This is a genomic window from Acinetobacter sp. YH1901134 (genome assembly GCF_013416965.1).
GTDB lineage: Bacteria > Pseudomonadota > Gammaproteobacteria > Pseudomonadales > Moraxellaceae > Acinetobacter > Acinetobacter amyesii.
Genome location: NZ_VPEW01000003.1, coordinates 200,441 through 222,158, shown reverse-complemented (window position 1 = coordinate 222,158; position 21,718 = coordinate 200,441). Strand labels below are relative to the sequence as shown.

The window sequence follows — 21,718 nt, the reverse complement described above, 5'->3', positions numbered from 1 at the left end:
ACCAAGTTGTCTGATTCGGCTATTTTTAAAACACTTAATTTGATTTTTAAGTATTTTATTTAAATCAGGCTTGACCACCCTCCCATACATCTTTAGAATCCACTTCAGATTCTCCAATAGCTCAGTCGGTAGAGCGACGGACTGTTAATCCGCAGGTCCCTGGTTCGAGCCCAGGTTGGAGAGCCAAATTCTAAAAGCCCACGCATTATGTCGTGGGCTTTTTTTATGCTCTGACTTTTGTTTTAAGATAAGTATAACTTGCTCTATGACCTAAGCTAATCACTTAGCTCTCCGACCACATTAGAAAGAATAGTCAGAGCTTAAGTTTTAAAAACGCTTTATATTAAAGGTGTTTATATTTAATACATTCAGCCTAAATTTCCTTATTTTTTGCAATTCTGACTTGACCTCACTGCATTTGCCCCATAGAATGCGTGCAGATTCTCCAATAGCTCAGTCGGTAGAGCGACGGACTGTTAATCCGCAGGTCCCTGGTTCGAGCCCAGGTTGGAGAGCCAAATTCTAAAAAGCCCACGCATCATGACGTGGGCTTTTTTCATATATGTAGTTTATTTCGTGCCAAATCTCAGTCAGTTTACATTTTTTATTATTGGTTGCTTGGCAACTTTTGCCCTTGTCTACTTAGTCTTTCCCAGACTGTTTAGAAGCAGACAAAAGTATTTCCCACGTCGTGTAATCACTGCCTTTGAAAGTAAGATGTTTCATCGTTTAAATGAAGCATTTCCGAACTACTACATTTTAGCCCAAGTGGCTTTTAGTGCACTGATCACCACTCAAAATTACAAAATCAGAAATAGATTTAATCGAAAAGTCACTGATTTTGTCATACTTGACCAAACTTATAATGTGCTTGTGATTATCGAACTAGATGACCCCAGTCATATAGGCAAAGAGCAAGAAGATGCTGAACGTGATGCAATGCTTGAAGAAGCTGGCTACCGTGTAATCCGCTACACCAGTATTCCAACAGTTCACACGCTCAGGCATGATGTAAATAAATAGTTGTTAAATACGTAAAGTACAATCAAACATTGGGTGAATGCGCATTGCCTTCACATCCATAATGTAAGCAGAATTTTATTGAGCATTTGACTCTTGAGCTGCCAGCACTTCCGATACTGCTTGGTCAGCCTCAGCAGCCAAAGCCTCATCTTGTGCTTCTTTTGCTTTAATGCGCTCAATCATTTCAGCTTGTTGTTGCTTATATTTTTCTTGGTTTTTGGCATCACTATTGACTGCAAGAAAAGCCATGCTGACCAAAAATATAGGAATCAATAGCCCAAGTGCCATCAGAGTGATCATCTTTTTGGTATTGGGTTTTGGCTTAACTTCAGGCATAACTATTCTTTCATATACATAAATAATTCGACGCCCAATATAGCAAAAAACAAAATTCGCTCAAGTATTCATAACATTCTTTGCTCGAACTAACTGTGCCCCTCATTTTTAAGGATTGAATGATTAATAATCCTATATGCAAAAAAAAAGGAGACATGCTCCTTTTTTATTATTAAAAAAACTTAGCTTGAAGCAGCTACCCCCTTACAATGTGGACTTTGACTTGCATCTTTTTGCTCATTGGTTAAGACAATACCTGTACCTGCAGACATTTTAGCTTGAATAAATTCGACCGCTTGCGCATTTCTACAGATAATCGCCTGTGTATGACTTGCACTTGGCACAACGTCTAATTGATAACCTTCAGCATAATTTGCATCTGGGAAATACTTCTTCGCTTGTGTTTTCATATTTGCAAATAGCGCTTGCGTAACCACAGGAATAACTGCCTGATCATTTGCACCTTGAATAATATACACAGGCGCTTTAATTACTTTGGCAGCAGTTGCATTTGTCGCTGGCTGATTATCATTTAAAAATTTCTGAACAACAGGATCAGTATCAATTTTATTCAGATCAATTCCATACTGTGAAACTGTATGCGTTGGATCCTTTAAAAATTCAATCACAGCTGCTTTAAACTGTTCTTGCAAACCATTTGCGCCATTTGGATCAGCATAACTTAAACATGCACCGTCATCTCCTGTACGTCCATAGGCTTTTTCTGCAATAACACCAGCATCAGCAGTAAAAATATTTTTTAAATCATAATTTGGCTCATAGGCTTTAATACCCGAACTGGTCAATGCAGCATATGCCAAAAGCTCAGCATAGCCATCTGCAATTTGATCAATTAACGCCTGTGCTTGAACCTCAGAAAGCTGCCCCATACTAAGTGCATAACGCACTTGTGCCAACTGTTCATCCAATCTATTCAATCCATGGGCTTTAGGTTGACCATTTGCATCTACATTTAGTTTTGGATCTAAGTAAATCTTAATAATCGTGCCTAAACTCGACGCAGGTGCGGCTGCTACTGCACCTTTATAGTTAGTATCGGTATTCGCAAATTCCGCCGTGCCTAAGGATGCATGACCACCTTGCGATTGACCAATCGACATCCACTGACCATTGAGTTGCTTACCATAATGTTCTTTTGCCGCTTTAACTGCAGCAAGCGCCGAATTTGCCGCACTTGATAAATTAAGGTATGGATGAACTCCCTTGGTTCCTAAACCCTCATAGTCTGGTGCCACAATTACATAACCTGCCGCCATAAGCGTGTTGGCTAGAATTTTAAAACGTGGATGAATTACATTTTTACTTGGCGCACACTCATCTCCTGCTCCAACTGTTCCATGCTCCCACACCACAACGCGATACCCATCTTTAGGTTGTGTAGCTTTTGGAAATAATACCAAGGCTGTTGCAGTCGCTGCTTTCCCCTGTACATTAGTCATGTTATAGGTCATGACTTTAATGGACGATGTATTGTCTACTGTATTGAAAGCATAATTTGCTTCAGACACAAATGTTGATTTTTGATTCGAAGATGATGAGTCATTATCATCGTCATTACACGCGGTTAAAGACAGCATAGAAACTGCAACTGTCAAAGCCAATGCTATTTTTGAACGTTTCATAAAATATCCTTTTTAATCATTATTCTTTAAACATGAAACTACATGCCTTTTTATTAATGCATAAAAAAAAGCACCCGAATAGGATGCTTTAGTTTATTTTAAAAAGTTTCAGATCAATGACATTAAAGAGCCAATGCCATAAAAATTCCAATAAAAATCATAAACCCTACCCAACGGTTATGGCGAAACGCCCAAAAACATAACTGCGGATCACGGCCTCTGGTTTTAGTCCACTGGTAAATAAAATCGGCAGCCACAGCCAATAACGCGACCAAACCGAATGGCATCAAGAGATCTTCTAAATACAGCGCAATAGCAATCAATACAATACTAAGCACCTGCAATAATGAAATGATTTCAATATCGTATTTACCAAATAAAATCGCAGTCGATTTCACGCCAATTTTCAAATCATATTCACGGTCAGTAATGGCATATTGTGTATCATACGCAACCGTCCACGCCAAATTACCAAAGTACAATAACCAACACGTTAAATCAGGTGTTTGCCCCACAGCGGTATAGGCCATAGGAATCGACCATGAAAATGCCGCGCCTAAAAATACTTGTGGCAGATGCGTGTAGCGTTTCATAAAGGGATAAATGAACGCTAAAAACAATGCCCCAAAGGACCAATAAAAAGTTTCTATCGGTAAAAAGAACAACATACATGCGCTAGCAAGCACCAAGATCAAGAACACATATATGGCTTCTTTAGCACTAATTACGCCTGTCGCTAAAGGACGATGTTTGGTTCTTTCCACAGCACCATCGACTTTACGGTCAGCAAAGTCATTAATCGCACAACCTGCTGCACGCATAAATATCGTGCCCAAAATCATAGGAATCAAAATACTGAATTGCGGTGTTCCTTGATTGGCAATCCACAGTGCCCACATGGTTGGCCAAAAAACCAGTTCCGTGCCAATTGGCTTATCGAAGCGACATAAATAGTAATAAGCTTCTAAACGCTGCTGCCAAGTAATCTGTTGCACCACGGCCATGATTGTCCTTCATCTGGTAATGTTATTTCTGCAAATATTGTTCAAAACTCGCTAAAAAAGTTTCCTGAACAATAAATTTACAACCATGCCAAGTATAACAGCTCTGACGTGTCCAACCATCGTCTAGCCACAGTACACGCCGCTCACACTTCGGATTGGTACGCTGAAATAAAAAATGTCCGATCGGTTTTTTACCAATATGCTGAAAAATCCGCGCACGTCCTTGTATGCTAAGGATTGGAAATATACTTTTTGCCTTGACCCACGGCTCAGCTTCACAGCCATATAAATAACTTTCACGTACCCAAGCTGTGTGCTGTATTGGCATTTGTAGCCACCGTGCATCTTGAAGCGTCATACGTTGAAATTGCTCAATACTTGGCTCAACCTTAAATACGCCTTGGGCAAAATCTGTTAATTGTTGAGTTAATGAACCCGAAGCATACAACCATGTTCTTAATTCAGGAGACATTCTTTTATCCCGCATTTCGCATGCTTGACGCTGCATATTCCATTTCCCTTATAAGCATTTGCTGAGTATAGCGAATCCTTAGTGTAACCAACTCAACATCGTTTTTCATGACCCATAGCTTGTTTTCAGTAAAATGAACAAAACAAAACGGCTTAAGTACTTCATTACATTTGCAATCAACACAAACCTCACTTACCCAGTATGATGTCGTGGATAACCACCAAATTACACAAGCATAATGTTTCCATATAAGCCGCTATATGTTTTTATTTTTTTCGTTTTACTTTGTGCCAATATCACGGCTCAAGCAAAATCTATTGCGCTCAGTTTTGATGATGGATTAAATCCAGCGTTTAACGCACAAGCGGAACAAATCAATGCCCAAATTTTAAAATATCTGCATGATCAACAAATCAAAACTATTGTCTTCCCTAGCCTGATTAAAATTGGCGATTATCAAGGTAAACAACTGATTCAAGCGTGGGGACAATCTGGCCATCTGATTGGCAATCATAGTGCACTGCACCAAAATCTAAATAAAGAAAATGTCGCTGTACAAGATTATCTGCACAGCATTGAACATGCGGATACAGTGTTAAAAACGCTGCCGAATTACACACGTATTTACCGCTATCCATTTTTAAAAGAAGGTAATAGCGCTGAAAAACGTGATGCTGTCTATCAGTGGTTAGAGCAGCATCAATACCGCATTGGCGGTGTGAGTATAGATGCCAGTGATTGGTTTTATAACCGAAAATATCTCGACTATTCCAAACAGCAAGATCAGGACAAATTAGAACGTCTGAAACAAGCATATATTGCTCACCTGCTTCACCGAGCAGATTATTATGACCAACTTGCCCAGCTCACCATAAATCGTTCGCCACAGCATGTTTTACTTTTACATGTGAATGCTATTAATGCCGCATTTTTAAAGGATGTCATTACTGCTTTTCAGCAGCATGGCTGGACTTTTATTTCAGCAGCAGACGCCCTGCAAGATCCCTTATATGCACAGCGCAGTCAAAACATCCCTGCGGGTGAAAGTGTGATTTGGTCGATTGCCAAAACAAAAGGATTCGAAAACTTACGCTACCCCGCCGAAGATGCGCCTTATGAAATCGAAAATTTAAAACAGCATGGTTTGTAATGACGATTGGCAAATCAATTAAAGCGCAATAAAAAAATGACCTGCAATGTTATAGGTCATTTTTTCAGTTCAATTTTTTAGTGTTGAATTAAAAGTTATCTGTCTTGGCAATGGCTTCAAACTTGCCTTGCGGCGTTTTAATCAAAACTAGTCCTTCGGTGGTAATATAAAAACTTTCAGGGTAATCAAACTCCAATGCCAGCTCTGGGTTTTTCAGTTCGACAAATTGAGCCTGTTTATAACCTTCAACGGTCCGCCCAACTTCCAAATAAGTCACTTCTGAGAAGTTGAGTTTAAATCCCTTTGCCTGATCTGCTGGATCAATCCAAGGGAAAAAACCGGTATGTTTTTTACGTGGTTTTGCCATGTTTAGATATTCATTCAAATCTTTGTTTTATCTTAACCCATACCATAAAAAAACCCGCACAAGGCGGGTCTTTTTACAGTGAAATTCTGTACAGAATTACAAGCTGTAGTACATGTCGAATTCAACTGGGTGAGTAGTCGTGTTAAGACGACGAACTTCTTCAGTTTTAAGTTCGATGTAGGCATCAAGCATTTCTTTAGTGAACACACCACCTTTAAGAAGGTAATCGTGGTCAGCTGCAAGAGCTTCAAGCGCCATATCTAAGCTATGAGCCACTGTAGGGATTTTAGCTTCTTCTTCAGGAGGAAGGTCATACAAGTTCTTGTCAGCAGCTTCACCTGGGTGGATCTTGTTTTGGATACCGTCAAGACCAGCCATAAGAAGTGCAGCGAAACCTAAGTACGGGTTCATCATTGGATCTGGGAAACGTGCTTCGATACGTTTGCCTTTAGGGCTAGAAACGTAAGGAATACGGATAGAAGCTGAACGGTTACGTGCTGAGTAAGCAAGCATAATCGGTGCTTCGAAATGTGGTACTAAACGTTTGTACGAGTTAGTTGATGGGTTTGTGATTGCGTTCAATGAACGAGCGTGTTTGATCACACCGCCAATGAAGTACAACGCCATTTCTGAAAGACCAGCGTATTCATCACCAGCAAACAAGTTCTTGCCGTCTTTAGAGATCGACATGTGAACGTGCATACCTGAACCGTTATCACCAACCATTGGTTTAGGCATAAACGTAGCAGTTTTAGCATATTGGTGAGCAACGTTCCAAACCGCATATTTGAACTGTTGAACTTCGTCCGCTTTGCGAACCATAGTGTTGAAGCTTACACCGATTTCAAGCTGGCAAGATGCAACTTCGTGGTGATGTACTTCTACACGACCTGGACCCATGATGTCTTCGATTTTTGCACACATATCTGCACGCATATCTTGTGAAGAATCAACAGGAGGAACTGGGAAGTAACCACCTTTCACACGTGGACGGTGACCAGAGTTACCCGCTTCGTAATCTTTACCAGTAGACCAAGCAGCTTCTTCAGCGATTAATGTGTGGCGCGCGCCAGACATATCGATGTCCCATTTTACTTCGTCAAAAACGAAGAATTCTGGTTCTGGACCAAAGAAAGCTGTATCACCGATACCAGTTGATTTTAGGTATTCTTCCGCACGGCGAGCAATAGAGCGTGGGTCACGTTCATAACCTTGACCAGTTGAAGGTTCGATAACATCACAAGTCACAACAACTGTAGCTTCTGCAAAGAACGGGTCGATAAAACAAGTTTCTGCATCTGGACGTAAGATCATGTCAGATGCTTCAATGCCTTTCCAACCAGCAATTGAAGAACCATCAAACATTTTGCCATCTTCAAACGTATCTTCGTCGATTGAATCTGCTGGGTAAGTTACGTGTTGTTCTTTACCCTTAGTATCAGTAAAGCGAAAATCGACCCATTTTGCGCCACTTTCTTGGATGAGTTGAAGGACCTTGTTCGCCATGCTCATTTTGCTCCGATGATTTTTTTGTGCACACTGAAGTGCGTGTTAGTAGTTGGTAGTTATTAAGCAATTACCGTACCAACTTTTAAAAGCCAAGCTAAAATATTGAATTCCTTATCAGAATAGAAGATTTTAGCTCCTAGCTTTTCGACTATTATACTGTGTGTAACAGTAAATGCACCATATTCAGCCACTCTTCATCACTTTTGTTTAAAAACTTCTCGCAGGTGTATCAAAATAGTGCAACTTGGTTTTGCACCAAAATGATTAATCGCTTTCAACGATAAAATCATTGAGATTTTATCAAAGCTTTAAGGTCGAATTTAAATACGATAGAAACTAATGGCTTAGCTAGTTATAAATGGAAAAATACTGACGTAATAACTGAATTAATGATCGATATCTAGGTTTTTTGAGCCCGTAAAGTACCCATTTTTTGACGTTAATTTAACCATTTTGTTTTAATTTTAATCAATTTACCTTAACATTAATTGTGCTCCATTTTGGTGATTTTGCTTCAAAACGGTTCATATTTTTCCATCTAGAGCCTGAATTGCTATTTTTAACGACATCAAGCAGATCTTTTTAAAATATCAATTGAACATATTTTACCCACTTAAATTCAGCCTAATGTCTTGTTCAAATTAAATCCCAAATTTATAAGTCGAAAATTTATTGAAATGATTTCATTTGCGATGAACTTTGGCGAAATTGTTCAGCAGAAATTGAATAATATTTGCTATGATTGGCTGCATTCTAAATATTTCACTATTTTTCTATTTAAAATATCCACACGATATTTGGGTCAATATACAACTATTTAGAATCATTTCGGACTATTCAAAGCACATTTAAGTGCATAAATTTCAAAGGTTAATACGCTCATGCTTTTGATGATCGAAAAAAAGTATTGAGATTCACACTGCTCCCCATTAGTTCCTTTGACCTACATAACAGTCTGATTTGTTACAAAATAGGTTTGTATTAGTTCCTTTTAGTTCTTCTTAATCCGGTACATTTACGGGTAATATTGCGGGTAACCTTAAATTTACCCGTTCGTTACCCGTATGGCCTCCAATAAGCTTACAGATGCAAAAATTAAAACACTTAAACCACAAGAGAAGGTTTACCGAATATTAGATTCAGATCGCCTGTATATTGAAGTTCGCCCATCAGGTACGAAAGTTTGGCGTTTTAAATTTACGCATCAAGGTAAAGAGTCATCAATGAGTCTTGGTGAGTATCCATCAATCGGTTTAGCTGATGCTCGCATTTTGCGTGAAGAAATGAGGGCAAAACTTGCCCGAGGGATTCATCCAGTTTTAGAGAGAAAGCAGCTCAAACTTGAAGAAGAAAACAAACTAACAAATACTTTTAAAAATGTTGCTTTAGAATACTATGCAGAGCGCCTAAGCTCTAAGACTGAAAACTATAAAAACCAATTTTCAGTTTCTATGGAAAAAGATGTATTTCCGGCTATCGGATCTAAAGACATTAAAGCTGTAACGTCAGCTGATGTTTTAGGTATTTTGAAAAATACTATTAAACGAGTTAGATCTCAAAAGAATCGTGGCACTGGTGAGGTTACAGCTATACAGAATAGGAAGTTTATTGGTGCAGTTATGCGATATGCCATTGCTACCCTACGCGCTGAGAATGATCCAACATACGCTGTTCGTGATGTGGTTATACGACCCGAAGTTACCCATGCAAGACCATTGAATAAAGATGAGCGCATCAAGGTCAGAACTCGCTTAGAAACTTACGGCGGCACTGAAACGGTAAAAAATGCTGGTCTTATGCTGCTTTACACGATGCTTAGAACCATAGAAATACGTCGTATGGAATGGTCTTGGGTAGATTTTGACGATCGCATCGTAACTTTCCCTAAGACTGCCATGAAGAAAAGCCGCGAACATATTCTTCCGATGTCAGAACAAGTCTACGCAATTTTAAAAAACCAATATTTAAACTCTGGTAATAAAGTTTATGTGTTCCCTTCGGTTTATAAATCGGATTCAATGCTTAACCAGATGACCCTAAATAGAATGTTTCAACATTTAGCTATTGAAGATGTTTCAGCTCACGACTTGCGTGCTACTGCTTCTACTTTGCTGAATGAATATGGCTATGATGACAAATGGATTGAAGCTCAACTTGCACATGCTGACGATAATAAAACCCGAGCATCTTATAATCACGCAAAATATTTGGCTGATCGTAGGAAAATGATGCAAGATTGGGCTGATATGGTAGATGAATGGAAAGAATGAACAAATGGATCTACTTTTACATAACACATATAATAAATAGCGAAAGTAATATGTGGATCAAACGGACACAGATATGAAAACAACTTTAGGCTTATTGGTAATCGTAATATTTTTTACTATTCAAGGCAGCACCAATACGTCTATTAATAATACTATTATTATAGCTTATGGTTCCTCTTCATTTGCCTATATGGCTCCTAAAATTGCGAAGGAATTACAATCTAATAAAATATTATATGTAAGTGATGCAATAGGTGGACAAATAATAGAGACTATTTCCGCACATCAGGGAAGTAACCCTATTCGAATTTCGTTTAAAGATACCCATATCAAAGGGAATGGTGAACCTAATACTGTAGTGATAGAACAGAAATATTCGATAGGGCCACTAAATGCAAAAGGGATTTTTCCAGTAAGGCTCAGTAATGGCATTTCTGGTGTTCTAGATTTAGACAAAAAAAACTTTACTATTACCGATCCATCTAAAGATATAGATATAAGTAAAAAATATTTAAATGTTGATTTCGGCTTCAAAAAGTATCGTAATAGTATTCATATTTTTAATATAGGTAAGAATAATATAACATTGGGCAACTATACCTCTGGACAAGTCTTCAATGGTATAGTTCGTATGATAGACTATATAGAAAATATAGGTAATTACAAATATATTGTATGTGGATATTATATAGATAGAGGCATGCCTATAGAAAAAAAATTAACTATTCTTGAAATCAATAGAACACTAAAGAATAAGTATGGAAAGCATTATTTTGATTTTCAAGATTATTTAATGTCTCCCCAAGTATGGAAAGACATTAATATTAAGCCTACATTAGTTGATATTCAATATCAAAACAAACACGAACTAGCTCCTTCTTTGAGTAGAGATGCAAAACATTTAAGTCCAAAAGTTGATGCAGCACTAGCTATTATTCTTAAAGAAAAACTTATTAAATTAAACTACTTACATTAATTTAATGCTTTATCTCTAATTGTTTTCTGCAAAGGCTTAACAATTAATTTTAGTGTAATATAGCTAGCCACTATGATAATAAATACATTTATAGCAAACATAGAATATACACTAGCACCTTTAAATAAAAATTCAGTTATATTTAAAATTAAAGAATGAATCAAAAATATAACTAAGGACATACTCCCAAAAGTTGATGATATAGAGCTACTATATGTAATTTTAGCACAACCTAAAATCAGAGAAATTTGAAACGGAAGCACTAAACCATTGTGAAACAAAATCTTAATATCAGGGAATTTAAAAACCAATACAGCAGTCAATAAAACCCCAACAAAACCTATTAAAATAAATATATTTTTATTTATTGAATCCTTATATTTATTAAATATATTGAATGCCAATATACCACTTAGAAATTCTGGTAAGCGTAATAATGGATTGATATGTAAGATAGTATAGCTTAAAAAAGAGTCTGGTTTTAAATAAAAATATAAGGCTGGAATTAAATATAACACCCAAACAACCGATAGCCACAAAAAAGGTCTATTTGTAATCATTAACTTTTTTGAAAATAAGAATATAATATAAAAAAATATAAGCGCAGATAATGACCAAGAAGGTTGATTAAATAGAATAATATCATCCCATGCATGAAGTAGAAAAAATGATCTCAAGAAATATATAAATATCTCAGATTGAGTCAAATTCTGATATGTTAAAGGTATACTATTTAAAAAAACAACGGATGCTAAAAATAAAAATAAAAATGCAAACTGCAAAATTATATGTAATGGGTAAAAGGAAGAAAGTCGTTTAATTAAAAAAGACCCTTTATTAATTTCATTATTAATAATTTTATTACCATAAACATAAGTTAAGATAAATCCTGATAAAATAAAAAAAGTACTAGTGGCATAAAAACCGGAGCTTTTTATTGCTAAAAACAGTAAATTGTCTGTACCTTGAGTGACTGCGAAGTGAAAGATTGCAATGAAAAGACACATATAAAATCTTAGCCAATCTAGGCCTGTCATATAATTCATATAAAAAATAACTATTAATAGATTTTCGTGGCTACATTCTAATACAGTTTTACACGTTCTCTTATCGTAATTTAATGAATATGTATGTTAATTTTGATATGATTTTTAAGATAGATAATCGTTTTACTATATTGATTATACTGTCTACCTCTAAGAGCTCCCATCCATCCCACCACAGTCACAATCTTCGCAATTGAATGAGTTGAGAAGCCCTCACTTAAAAGCCTTCACAATCGATACAATTGCTTTATGTCGACTCTGACAATCTATATATTTTCTCCGATCATCAATCATGACTAACATGACCTCTTTACCCTGACCTGTTTTTAATTCCAACAGATCTGGACAAGGTGTCTTAAGGTTAGCCGGTATTACCAGTTTCGTTGATGAGACGCACCCCATCTTTATCAATGCAAGTGTTGATATAAACAGGACGCTCCACAATCTTTTGCACTTCACGTGTAATAAATTCGGTTTTGACACGCTCAACTTCTTTTGATTTTTCATATTCTTCCCCTGCTTTGTTGGCCAACTCCTGTGCTTTTTTTTCCGCACCAATATATGGCTTTAACTTTTTATTAATTTTGTCATGGCATGCCGTTTCAGCTTTGCTTAAATCACCAGCCAATCGATTGGCTTGAAAAAGCTGGCAAAGGATCACGATGCACAGCAACATAATCAAGGACCAGCGCTTGTTGTTCCAGATCAGTATTAAAAGTGGCATCTAATTCACCTCTATACACTTGTTGTAGCGTTCAATTTGTCGGGTCCATACGCCATAGCAATTATTAGAACGAATACTACAGTCGCGCTTGGCCACAAACTTCCACTTCAAAAGTGACTTACATGCCTGGGCATATTCAAGTGCTTTTAAATGGCGAAGCATGGAAGATCGAGACCAGGCATTTGTGCCGTACTGATAAGTGAAGTCCAAGTACAGATCGTATTCAACCTCAGAAACAGGAATATTCTGAAGGGTTTTATTGAAGCGCTGAGCGTCTTTATCCATGTGTAATTTGAGATATTGAAGTGCAGTCTTGCGATCAATTGCCGGATCTGACATTTTGACGCGCACGCCATTCGGATAGACCGTTGTGCCGTGGCCAATTGTTGGCACATCACCTTTAACTGGGATTACAGGCTTGGATGTATAGCCTTCTTTTTGCGCTGTGGCTTGCACCTGTTCATCACTTGGCCCAGTAATATATTGATAACCACCAACACCCCCTAAACCCATTGCCAAAACTAATGATGAACCGATGACGTAATATTTAGGTTTTGCCATTGCACTGCCCTGCAGTTTTATGAACTTGAAACTCATGCAGTTCGGCCTTGCGTCGCTCATCCTTAGCTTTGTAATACCAGTTTACAAGAAAGCCAAGTATAGAAATTATTAAACCACCCACACCCACAATTAGGCCAATTGCTGTTATCGGATCTAAACCCAACCATTTCCCTGCGACTGCTCCACCACCTGCTACAAATGTTGTTTTTGCTGCCCCCGATGTTACTGCAGCACTTGTCTCTATTGCTGTTTGCACATGCTCTGATGACATGCCTCCCCCTTTTTTTTGATATTAAAAAACCCTGATATAATTAAAGATCAGGGTTAGTTATGGTTTGTTGTGTGTTAAATTCGACTACTTTTATTTCATTTACAATAAAACAAAGCTACAATCCTTAAAAATCGTAACTTCTAAACACACAATGCAACTATCATTGAAAATTAATAAACTTACATTTCCTACAAATTTATCTTCGTATTTATTTTTTTTGGTCTTCCCAACACTAATTATCTATAATTTGCTTGTAGCAAATGGCTACATTCCTACATTTTTGGGCGGATATTTTGGTGCAATTATTGGTTTTACTGCAATATGTTATCTCCCCTTTTTCCTATTATCGACTAATGAAAACATCAAAACTTCATTAAATTTAACTCTCTTTGGATTAGGCGCACTTCTGTTAGCGATACTTGTGACTGCTTCTTCTTTTTTTTCAAACGTTTCGATCCATGCTGTTGAGCAATCAGCGCTAATGATCGTAATGTGGTTTGCACTTTATAATCTTGGCTTTTTTTTCAATCAAATTGAACATAAAAAACTATCAAAATATATGCTCGTATTTTGTTTTTTATTTTGTTTCTATTTAATTTACCAGTTCTTTTTTACTGGTAATCTAGGTTTTTTACAAAAAACAGAAATAAATAGTGTTGATGAAACAAATCTATCAGGTTATCAAGCAATTGCTCGCAATTTTTTAATTATTTCATTATTTACATATTCTTTTACACAGAATAAATATATCCAAATCTTACTTTTAGGACTTTGTGCTTTTGCAATTTTCTCGATTGGCGCCCGCTCTGAAATGGTAGCATTTATTCTTAGCCTAATTACTTTAAATTTAATTTTGATATTCCGTAATAAGGCAAATTTTATTACCTCAATTGTTATTATTAGTATTTTTATCTTTGGTTTCATGTTCTTCAATAGTCAATTTTCGGACAGTCGACAACTAGAAATATTTGACCTTCAACAATCATCATCATGGTCAGTTAGACAACAACTACAAGAAAATGCAATTCAAACAATCTCAAACAATTGGTTTTGGGGGGATTTTGGAAGCCACGCCAACGGTGATAACGTAGGAAATTACTCACATAATGTTTTATCAGCATATGTGAATTTTGGACTTATATTTTTTGTTACATACTTAATATTAAATTTTTTATTTTTAGCAATTTCTTTCTTTAAATTACTTAGTAATAAAAATTCACAAGTTTGGATATTTAGTTTTTTAATGTGTTTTGTTTCTTTCTTTTTGGTGATAACAACAAAACCTGTGTTTTGGCCTGTTCCATTTTTTGCCTGGGGATTAGTAATGGGTGCATTGAGAATGGAAAAATTTGGCTCACCTTAATTAGTGAGCCGAAATATTAAATACCCACATCAAATGACACTTTAAAGATTTTCTCTGGAAGGGCTGATGGACTTACTAGAGAAAAACGTATTTGCGTTAAACTGTTAATTGATAACATGCTATGAACCGGTTTTAAATTAAAGGAACTATCAATACTCCATGTACCATCTGTCCCAACTGAATGTAACACGCTAGGTGCATACGGATAGCTATAATCAAGAGTTATAGGTACTCCAGCCACATTTCCTGATATATTTGAAGGAGGTACGGCTATCAACTGACTCCCACGTTGCCGAGGTAGGTTTAACTTTGTAGTTTCAGCTAGAATTGTTGATGTTACTGTCACATATGCGACCCCTTTTTTAATTGTTTTGATGTTGTGCATGTTTACCTCTACATTAGGTAATATCGGTTGCGAAGCGCCTCCTTGAACATAGAGAATAGAGCCATGATTAGTCAACTTACAATCAAAACCATCAATGTTAATCGTAATTTTTTTTGATATTACATTGTTTACTGATGTAACAACTCGAATTAAATTATAAGCCGCTGTGGACTTACCATTAATTTTTAAGTTTTTGAAATTAATTGTTAAATCCTCAAGCAAATCCTTATCATTATCTATTGCAATAGTTATCGCACCAAAACTATTCGCTATGTTTGAATTTGCAACAATATTGCAGTCAATAAAGTCAAAGTACCCACCCACAATTTCACCTACGGAAATGGCTAGGCTGTCAGTTGGTCTTCCGATAATTGTACAGCCCTTTACGGTATTGTTTTTACCCCCTATTGATAAGCCCTCTATAACACAATCTTTGTACATTGATTGCTCAGTGTTACCGTGAAAATCCGCTGACGTTATCCCTGTCGTTGAACCACCTTTAAAAGTAGAATCACTGATAATTAACTCACGACATGGAACAGAACAAATAACATTGTCACCACCTGAAGTCATACAGTGTCGAACAGCCATAGATCCACTGCCTGAAACTCGCATGTATTGGCAATTGGATATAACAACACCGTAGTTTGTGCCTATTAGTTCTTGTGTGTTAGTTCCTACCGGGTCTCCAAAATTAGTATTATAACAACGGTCTAAAGTAACCCCAGCCGACTTCGAGTTCCTATTAAAAAAGCTAGAGGCATTTAAATCCTCGCAAAATGTAAACTTAACAGGTGTTGTCGCTAGAGAATTTGTTGCATCGACATTAAACCGGTTAAAACTAATTTTAATTGAATTTATTTTGTAAATATCTACATCAGTAGCAATATAATCAGCATATGTTCTGCCGAATATAAAAAAACTTGTTGGTGTCGCAGATGCAACTTTTAAAAACTCACCTGCTTTATAGTTTGCACGATGTGGTGAAAAACTATAGTCAGTGGGATTGTAAATACAAACTAAGTCATAAGGCGATAATGTGTTAGGAATGCTTATTGTTTTTGAATTATTTATTATGTTAGCAGTCGGCTTTCCAATCAGTGTTGCAGAACCCTCGAACTTAATTGAACCACTTTCTCCCAATTTAAATACTGCATCACTATCCATATCAAAAGTAAAATCACGGTTGAATGTAACAACGTCATTAATATAGTAGGTCCCATTTGTTACTCTTAAGGTGCTAATATCCCCCGCATCATTAATCGATTGTAGTTTCGCAGAAAGGTCTATAGTTGATCTGTTTGCAATCTCACTTGCTGTCAAATAGTCCGTAAAAGTTGCTGATGATTTGTTATGCAATTTTTGCAACGTAAAGGATATTTGAGTTTCTTCATTAATTTGATGTTGATTCTTATCACCATCAACTACAAACGTAGCATCCCACCCTTTATCTACTGCAATTTGAGCAAGACGCTCCATTAGATAGTTGTAGTATGCATCAAGCTGGTCTAAAGCTACACCCTGCTTGCGGATCTCTTCCATGAGATAGGCTTTAAGCTCATCATCTTTACGGTCTACATAATTTTTCAATGCATCAAGACGCGCTCCAAGAATCCAGTCAGCAACACCCAATTCCTGCAACTTCCACCAAATCCAGTCAAAATCATCATTTACTGGGCCAGGTCGAAATGAATTGTCGTAAGCTTGATAATTACGATCACGACGATACGGTGTATTTCGTTGCAATGTAATCTTTTTATCTACAGCTGGTGCGACATTAAAAATCACTTGCTCATCAGTAAGTGACCATGTTGAATTATCTACTTCAGCATCATCCAACATCACAATTAAGTGGTCTTTGTTTTCACAGTCAAATTCAAGTGGAAAGACAGTAGTCGCACCGTTTGCGGTATATTCTTTATATGGCGTTTGAGGTTGTACAGCCATGGTAATCCCCTGTTAATCGAAGTCTGTAGCGCAACTCGTCACACTACTTTTATTCCTCCAATTAACACCTTCTCTTTGTTCATTTTGGCTGTGTATTTTGCCGACACGTTCAGGCTGATCTGTAATAGCACCAGCTAGTGAGTCCATTTCATCATCTTCTTGTTCAGTAATTGCGGGGTTAAAAGCACTGAATTTCTTGTAAACCGCAGAGTTATTTTCTCCACCTTCAGGTTTATCAATAATTGATGTATGCACCCATAAAAGTCCTGACAATAATGGGCCCTCAAGCGCATCTAAAATACGCTTGTTCTTAGGCTTAGTATTATGTTTCTCGGTAACACCACATCTAATTTTTCTAGCCTTCAACGCACCTTTAAGTGATGCCGGAGCAAAGCCACCTATGCCGTTGGTTTCAATCGTTACCCTTGGCACATGGAATTGCTCAATTAGATCGCATAGCTGCCACACCTGACCGCCATTGATATGACCACTTTCATTGTGTTCAACAACTGGTCCAACCAAGTTAAATGATCGATGCCAGTACTTATTACCAAAGTCATCATGCAGAACCAATGCAGTAGAGGAAATATCTGATTTAGTTTTGCCAGATGAAGGATCCCATTGCAGTGTGATACCAACAATTTGACGCTCACCAAGCATCATCACAAATTGACCATTAGCACGACGAAGTACAGGCTCACATTCATATGGAATCATAAAGCTCGGATCAAGGCGCACATCACCAACTGGCTTGGCATGCATCTGATACTGAGAGTCCCATTCGTTTAAAGTTTTACATTCTTCTCGTCGGGCTTCCATTTCTTCAGGTGTGAAGCGTTCAGCCCAAATGCCTTCTGAATAGAAATCTACTACATATGCGGCTTGCTTCAAGACGACCTTAAATAGATCGCCTGATTTAAAGCATTCGTAATCCTCGCCTTTATGCAAATATTTTGAACCTTCACCAATTCCTGAGAATGCATGAACAGGCTCAAAGCTAAGCGTATAAACCTTATCTGCTTCAGCTTTTTCAATACGTTTTTCATGTTCAAACATTTTCAGCACCAGTACACTAACTTTTCTTAATTTTTTTATTTCGTCATATAAAGAATCATGTGAGTGAGGTGTACCGATCCAAAGCTTTTTGGCACCCGGTATTGCAATATGAGTTTGCTCAGATAGTCGAAAACGTAATTTTTCACGCTGATCTGGTGTGCCTGTAGTCTTTGGTGTTTCAACGTCATCGTTTTGAATGAACGTGGCACGATGCCCTGTTACACCTGAAAGAATCCCTTTTGAAAGCATTGTGCCGTATCTAATATCTTTTGAGCCTTGTACCCACCAACGTTCAGTTTCACCACTTCGACGTTTGACCGATTTATTACCAATACATAACGGATGATTTTCTAGAACATTCTTTGTACCGTTAGAGCATTTATAGGCATCCGGATCGGTTGTGCCTTGATGCAGAATCATTGTTCCTTCAGGCCAACAATAAATAACCCATGCGTTAAATACATCCAGCATGCTTGATTTTGAGTGACCACGCGGCAACATCAATAAAGCTGTACGCCCATTGATATACCAGTACTCTAGGAACTCGCAGACCTGTACATGAAATGCAGGTACTTTCCAGCCTTGGTATTCAGCCCAAAGTAGAAAGAAAGCTAAGAATGAAATCTTAGGTTTAATCATTAGCTTAAACGCTGTTTAATTTTTTCAGCTGCAGCTTCGGCTTTAGCAATTAACTGTTTTTCATATTTCTCCTGTGTCTCTTGTGTTGCACTAATTGGTGGAATTTTCCCTTTTTTAAAAGCAATCACACGCTCGATATTGGCTAATACCCCTGCGGTATCTTTTGAGATTTTGTATAAAAATCCTTTATCGCCACGACCTTGCTTAGTGTGAATATCGGTATTAATGGCCGCGCATGTAGTGACAATAAAGTCGTCTGCTACATCTTCGGAAAGTTTTATCAAGTCTTCGATTTGATCATCACGCATAAAAAAATCCCCCTTATAAGCAACTTATAAAGGGGATCGTGATTAGCTTTGTTGGGTAACTCTATTGGATAACTTTTTCAAAACTTGGTGATCTGTATTCATCATCATTATTTCTAATAGCATCAAAACTAAAATCAAAGTCGTAGTCAACATCACCCCACATTCTAGTGCGCCCATGTTCACGTTCAGCTTTTCTCAACATTTTTTCACGATAACCAGGCGCAACTACATCCTGAATTTTATCAAAAACCAATCTATTAATTGCTGCCTTGGTGTACCACAAGTTCTGTGCGGGGATTTTATTTTTTATAAATTTAAAAGCTTCATTACCCGCACTAGTATCCTTGCCTTCATAGTATTGAGTAAAGTTACCTACCGTTAAACCTAGTGCCGTTTTTACATCAGAACCGAAAGGGCCAACCATAAAATCTGTCGCACTTCGCCCACTGGTATCAGTACCTGCCACAAGAATATCGCCTAGTATTGATAAGCCACCACCTTGAACTGCTGAGCGTGTTAAGAAGTTCATGGTCTTTTGCGGATCGTCACTATCCCACATCGTTGAAGGATCGTTTCCATTGGCAATCTCTTTAAGCTGAACAACCAAAGCACCGAGTAAAGTTGTCATAGCAACAAGTGATGCACCATAAGCAGCTTTAGAAGTGCCCTTTTCAAATGACATAGCACGACTACCATGGCGCATAAGAAAAGCAGTAGGGAATGATTTAAATTGCAGCATGGACTTAACAATTTCCCCCATACCAGTACCTTTCTTTTGCCCTGCATTCATCCAAGTACGTTCACGTAAGCCAGCTTCAACTACCGCCATACCTTGCTCATCTAATAAGTGCGCTTGAAAACTTGTTGCGATTTCATCTTTAACTTTTTGGGGTTCACCAAACGCTGTTAGTTTTTCATCAGGTATTTCATAGATTGAACGAGCTGACATAAGCTGATTGCCTTTGAGATCGACAACGGGCTCAGCCAGACGCATCACTTCCCACGCACGTTCACTAAGGCCTGTTTTAGTCATCAGTTCACGATCCATTTCACTGAGATCAGACCAAGCCTTATCACGACTAAGACGACCATATTTTTCCATCAGCATTTTTGTGAAGCCAACTTTTGAAGCAGCTGTCAGTGCATTCAGTCCAGATACTCGCATTACCTGTGAAGCTACAGCACTGGAGACACGTGCAAGTTTTTGACTTTTGCCACTTACAGAAGTCAGGCCATCATCTGACCAACGCGCAATCGAACCTAACATTTCCTCAGTTGCTAGTCCTAAGCTGTGTGCAAGCTGACGATCTTCTTTATTTTTAGGGTTGAGCTGAGATACAAGTTCTCCAAAAGTTTTACGGTATGCGATGCCATGAATAGATGCCGTCTTGGCAATCATGGCTTGATCCGTGATCGATGACAGTGTTGTACCGCCTAGCATCGAAGCAACGTTCATAGATCGGTATGCAAGGCCCATATTTGCAAGGACTTCAGATTCGGGTGTATTGGCACCTGAAAATTCATCAAACATCGTCTGTGCACGTTTACGTGACTTCCCAGTTGTATTTGCATCTACACCTTTTAACCAATCTTTTTTTTCTGCTGCATCCATCAAAATACGCATAGCATTTTTTGGATTGCTACCTAGGTTTTCAACTAATGCAATGTCTTTGGATAACCCGTTTATGTGTGCTTCAATCAGGTCTACAAATGGCATCCCACCAAAATCTGACTGATACTCAAGCCATGCATTTGCATCCTTAAAATGCAGTACACGACTTTCACTGTGTCGACTCGTAACTTTTGATGAAACACCGCCAGCTGACTGCCGACCTACTTCAGTTTTATTTGCACCATTACTGGTTAATGTGTCGAATGAATACTCGAGTAAGCTACGGATCTCTTGCTGTGAATAGAACGTTCCATCTTCATGGATATACTTTTCAGTATTGATCAACTGCTCAGCCTTATTTACCCACGCTTCCTTACCCGCCAAAACGATTTTTTGTAAATCGTGGGTCTGCGGCAATCCCCAATCATCCAACTTTCCAATGTCACCGCCTGCACGGTTAAAACGCTGACGCATACCTTCAAAAACTTCGCCCATCTTGTCGCTGATTTGCTTTGCCAGTGGATCACCGGTGTTATCGCCAAAACGTTCACGGACAATTTTCATTACTAATTCTTTATCAGTGAATACGCCAAGGCCACCTTTAACATTGGTGTAGAAGTCCACAAGCTCACCACGGTAAATTGCTGCAGTCGCACGCGCTTTTGAATCAATTGATTGAATGCCTGACATATCGCCATGCGGTGCAACCATACGGTCTACAACTTCGGATGCAGTTAAAGTTTGATGGTCTAATGTGGCAAGATTTTTGTTTTGAGTGAGAATGTCGCGTGCAGCTATGGCATGCTTTCGCTTAAGTTGTTCTTGAATATCTTGTGCGACAAATTCACCGGCTTTCGTCAGCTTTTCCATTTCAGATAAATTGCGCCAAGCATTAATGTCTTTGCGTGCTACAGACTTCATTGCATCTTTGATGCGGTTTTCAATGTCAGTGGCTTCTTGTTGGTTTAGTGAGTCTTTGCCGAGTGCTTTGGCTACGGCTGCTTTGCATTGCTCTTTCATAAAAAATGCTCAAATGTTTTTAGCATCTGAGCATGG

The 21,718-nt window shown here is 37.9% G+C and carries 19 protein-coding genes and 2 tRNA genes; 7 read left to right on the top strand and 14 right to left on the bottom strand.

Features of this window, described 5'->3' with window-relative positions; translation table 11 throughout:
* Positions 1-110 precede the first annotated feature (110 nt).
* The 3 genes from FTV50_RS02710 to FTV50_RS02700 all read left to right on the top strand — a co-directional run bounded on the left by FTV50_RS02710 (position 111) and on the right by FTV50_RS02700 (position 1,023).
* Positions 111-186: transfer RNA gene (locus tag FTV50_RS02710), tRNA-Asn, on the top strand.
* A gap of 256 nt (positions 187-442) precedes the next feature.
* Positions 443-518: transfer RNA gene (locus tag FTV50_RS02705), tRNA-Asn, on the top strand.
* 22 nt (positions 519-540) lie between these two features.
* The gene (locus tag FTV50_RS02700) at positions 541-1,023 is read left to right on the top strand and encodes a DUF2726 domain-containing protein (protein ID WP_218950699.1); all 483 of its coding nucleotides are present in this window, start codon (positions 541-543) and stop codon (positions 1,021-1,023) included.
* 75 nt (positions 1,024-1,098) lie between these two features.
* On the opposite strand, the gene FTV50_RS02695 is transcribed toward FTV50_RS02700, so the two are convergent.
* The 4 genes from FTV50_RS02695 to FTV50_RS02680 form a co-directional block, all read right to left on the bottom strand.
* Positions 1,099-1,359, bottom strand: coding sequence for a hypothetical protein (locus tag FTV50_RS02695; protein WP_180023425.1), 261 nt, complete (start codon positions 1,357-1,359; stop codon positions 1,099-1,101).
* Between the two features lie 182 nt (positions 1,360-1,541).
* Complete coding sequence (locus tag FTV50_RS02690; RefSeq protein WP_180023424.1) at positions 1,542-3,002, bottom strand: S9 family peptidase; 1,461 nt, start codon at positions 3,000-3,002, stop codon at positions 1,542-1,544.
* 122 nt (positions 3,003-3,124) lie between these two features.
* On the bottom strand, positions 3,125-4,006 hold the full coding sequence (gene ubiA / locus FTV50_RS02685; protein WP_180023423.1) for a 4-hydroxybenzoate octaprenyltransferase: 882 nt from the start codon (positions 4,004-4,006) through the stop codon (positions 3,125-3,127).
* Between the two features lie 22 nt (positions 4,007-4,028).
* Entirely contained in the window at positions 4,029-4,514 is a 486-nt protein-coding gene (locus FTV50_RS02680; RefSeq protein WP_111884531.1) for a chorismate lyase, read from the bottom strand.
* A 202-nt stretch (positions 4,515-4,716) separates the two neighbouring features.
* On the opposite strand from FTV50_RS02680, the gene FTV50_RS02675 reads away from it, so the two are divergent.
* Entirely contained in the window at positions 4,717-5,628 is a 912-nt protein-coding gene (locus tag FTV50_RS02675; RefSeq protein WP_180023422.1) for a polysaccharide deacetylase family protein, read from the top strand.
* A gap of 88 nt (positions 5,629-5,716) precedes the next feature.
* Here FTV50_RS02675 and FTV50_RS02670 read toward each other — a convergent pair whose 3' ends face one another.
* The gene (locus tag FTV50_RS02670; RefSeq protein ID WP_180007665.1) at positions 5,717-5,995 is read right to left on the bottom strand and encodes a hypothetical protein; all 279 of its coding nucleotides are present in this window, start codon (positions 5,993-5,995) and stop codon (positions 5,717-5,719) included.
* Between the two features lie 96 nt (positions 5,996-6,091).
* The gene (gene glnA / locus FTV50_RS02665) at positions 6,092-7,507 is read right to left on the bottom strand and encodes a type I glutamate--ammonia ligase (protein ID WP_171319222.1); all 1,416 of its coding nucleotides are present in this window, start codon (positions 7,505-7,507) and stop codon (positions 6,092-6,094) included.
* 1,061 nt (positions 7,508-8,568) lie between these two features.
* Between glnA and FTV50_RS02660 the strand changes: the two genes are divergently transcribed.
* Positions 8,569-9,774: a tyrosine-type recombinase/integrase gene (locus FTV50_RS02660; RefSeq protein ID WP_180023421.1), complete on the top strand. Its 1,206-nt coding sequence runs from the start codon at positions 8,569-8,571 to the stop codon at positions 9,772-9,774.
* Between the two features lie 73 nt (positions 9,775-9,847).
* A complete protein-coding gene (locus FTV50_RS02655; RefSeq protein ID WP_180023420.1) occupies positions 9,848-10,750 on the top strand; it encodes a hypothetical protein in 903 nt (300 codons plus the stop codon).
* Here FTV50_RS02655 and FTV50_RS02650 read toward each other — a convergent pair.
* The 4 genes from FTV50_RS02650 to FTV50_RS02635 form a co-directional block, all read right to left on the bottom strand.
* The gene (locus FTV50_RS02650) at positions 10,747-11,787 is read right to left on the bottom strand and encodes an acyltransferase (protein ID WP_180023419.1); all 1,041 of its coding nucleotides are present in this window, start codon (positions 11,785-11,787) and stop codon (positions 10,747-10,749) included. The genes FTV50_RS02655 and FTV50_RS02650 overlap by 4 nt on opposite strands.
* A 370-nt stretch (positions 11,788-12,157) precedes the next feature.
* Positions 12,158-12,520: a hypothetical protein gene (locus FTV50_RS02645; RefSeq protein WP_180023418.1), complete on the bottom strand. Its 363-nt coding sequence runs from the start codon at positions 12,518-12,520 to the stop codon at positions 12,158-12,160.
* Complete coding sequence (locus tag FTV50_RS02640; protein ID WP_180023417.1) at positions 12,521-13,081, bottom strand: glycoside hydrolase family protein; 561 nt, start codon at positions 13,079-13,081, stop codon at positions 12,521-12,523.
* On the bottom strand, positions 13,068-13,352 hold the full coding sequence (locus tag FTV50_RS02635) for a holin (protein WP_180023416.1): 285 nt from the start codon (positions 13,350-13,352) through the stop codon (positions 13,068-13,070). The genes FTV50_RS02640 and FTV50_RS02635 overlap by 14 nt, the downstream gene beginning before the upstream one ends.
* A gap of 163 nt (positions 13,353-13,515) precedes the next feature.
* Between FTV50_RS02635 and FTV50_RS02630 the strand changes: the two genes are divergently transcribed.
* Complete coding sequence (locus FTV50_RS02630; protein ID WP_180023415.1) at positions 13,516-14,715, top strand: hypothetical protein; 1,200 nt, start codon at positions 13,516-13,518, stop codon at positions 14,713-14,715.
* Between the two features lie 16 nt (positions 14,716-14,731).
* On the opposite strand, the gene FTV50_RS02625 is transcribed toward FTV50_RS02630, so the two are convergent.
* The 4 genes from FTV50_RS02625 to FTV50_RS02610 form a co-directional block, all read right to left on the bottom strand.
* The gene (locus FTV50_RS02625; protein WP_180023414.1) at positions 14,732-17,047 is read right to left on the bottom strand and encodes a hypothetical protein; all 2,316 of its coding nucleotides are present in this window, start codon (positions 17,045-17,047) and stop codon (positions 14,732-14,734) included.
* Between the two features lie 12 nt (positions 17,048-17,059).
* Positions 17,060-18,742 carry a phage terminase large subunit gene (gene terL / locus FTV50_RS02620; protein WP_180023413.1) on the bottom strand — a complete coding sequence of 561 codons (1,683 nt, stop codon included), beginning with the start codon at positions 18,740-18,742 and terminating at the stop codon, positions 17,060-17,062.
* Positions 18,742-19,050, bottom strand: a complete 309-nt coding sequence (locus FTV50_RS02615; protein ID WP_180023412.1) for a hypothetical protein — start codon at positions 19,048-19,050, stop codon at positions 18,742-18,744. Before FTV50_RS02615 ends, terL begins: the two co-directional genes overlap by 1 nt.
* 61 nt (positions 19,051-19,111) lie before the next feature.
* Positions 19,112-21,682, bottom strand: a complete 2,571-nt coding sequence (locus tag FTV50_RS02610; RefSeq protein ID WP_180023411.1) for a hypothetical protein — start codon at positions 21,680-21,682, stop codon at positions 19,112-19,114.
* Positions 21,683-21,718: the final 36 nt, after the last annotated feature.

Coding starts and splice junctions, on each gene's coding strand:
- FTV50_RS02700 (WP_218950699.1), top strand. CDS start 541: ATGACGTGGGCTTTTTTCATATATGTAGTTTATTTCGTGCCAAATCTC.
- FTV50_RS02695 (WP_180023425.1), bottom strand. CDS start 1,359: ATGCCTGAAGTTAAGCCAAAACCCAATACCAAAAAGATGATCACTCTG.
- FTV50_RS02690 (WP_180023424.1), bottom strand. CDS start 3,002: ATGAAACGTTCAAAAATAGCATTGGCTTTGACAGTTGCAGTTTCTATG.
- ubiA (WP_180023423.1), bottom strand. CDS start 4,006: ATGGCCGTGGTGCAACAGATTACTTGGCAGCAGCGTTTAGAAGCTTAT.
- FTV50_RS02680 (WP_111884531.1), bottom strand. CDS start 4,514: ATGCAGCGTCAAGCATGCGAAATGCGGGATAAAAGAATGTCTCCTGAA.
- FTV50_RS02675 (WP_180023422.1), top strand. CDS start 4,717: ATGTTTCCATATAAGCCGCTATATGTTTTTATTTTTTTCGTTTTACTT.
- FTV50_RS02670 (WP_180007665.1), bottom strand. CDS start 5,995: ATGGCAAAACCACGTAAAAAACATACCGGTTTTTTCCCTTGGATTGAT.
- glnA (WP_171319222.1), bottom strand. CDS start 7,507: ATGAGCATGGCGAACAAGGTCCTTCAACTCATCCAAGAAAGTGGCGCA.
- FTV50_RS02660 (WP_180023421.1), top strand. CDS start 8,569: ATGGCCTCCAATAAGCTTACAGATGCAAAAATTAAAACACTTAAACCA.
- FTV50_RS02655 (WP_180023420.1), top strand. CDS start 9,848: ATGAAAACAACTTTAGGCTTATTGGTAATCGTAATATTTTTTACTATT.
- FTV50_RS02650 (WP_180023419.1), bottom strand. CDS start 11,787: ATGACAGGCCTAGATTGGCTAAGATTTTATATGTGTCTTTTCATTGCA.
- FTV50_RS02645 (WP_180023418.1), bottom strand. CDS start 12,520: ATGCCACTTTTAATACTGATCTGGAACAACAAGCGCTGGTCCTTGATT.
- FTV50_RS02640 (WP_180023417.1), bottom strand. CDS start 13,081: ATGGCAAAACCTAAATATTACGTCATCGGTTCATCATTAGTTTTGGCA.
- FTV50_RS02635 (WP_180023416.1), bottom strand. CDS start 13,352: ATGTCATCAGAGCATGTGCAAACAGCAATAGAGACAAGTGCTGCAGTA.
- FTV50_RS02625 (WP_180023414.1), bottom strand. CDS start 17,047: ATGGCTGTACAACCTCAAACGCCATATAAAGAATATACCGCAAACGGT.
- terL (WP_180023413.1), bottom strand. CDS start 18,742: ATGATTAAACCTAAGATTTCATTCTTAGCTTTCTTTCTACTTTGGGCT.
- FTV50_RS02615 (WP_180023412.1), bottom strand. CDS start 19,050: ATGCGTGATGATCAAATCGAAGACTTGATAAAACTTTCCGAAGATGTA.
- FTV50_RS02610 (WP_180023411.1), bottom strand. CDS start 21,682: ATGAAAGAGCAATGCAAAGCAGCCGTAGCCAAAGCACTCGGCAAAGAC.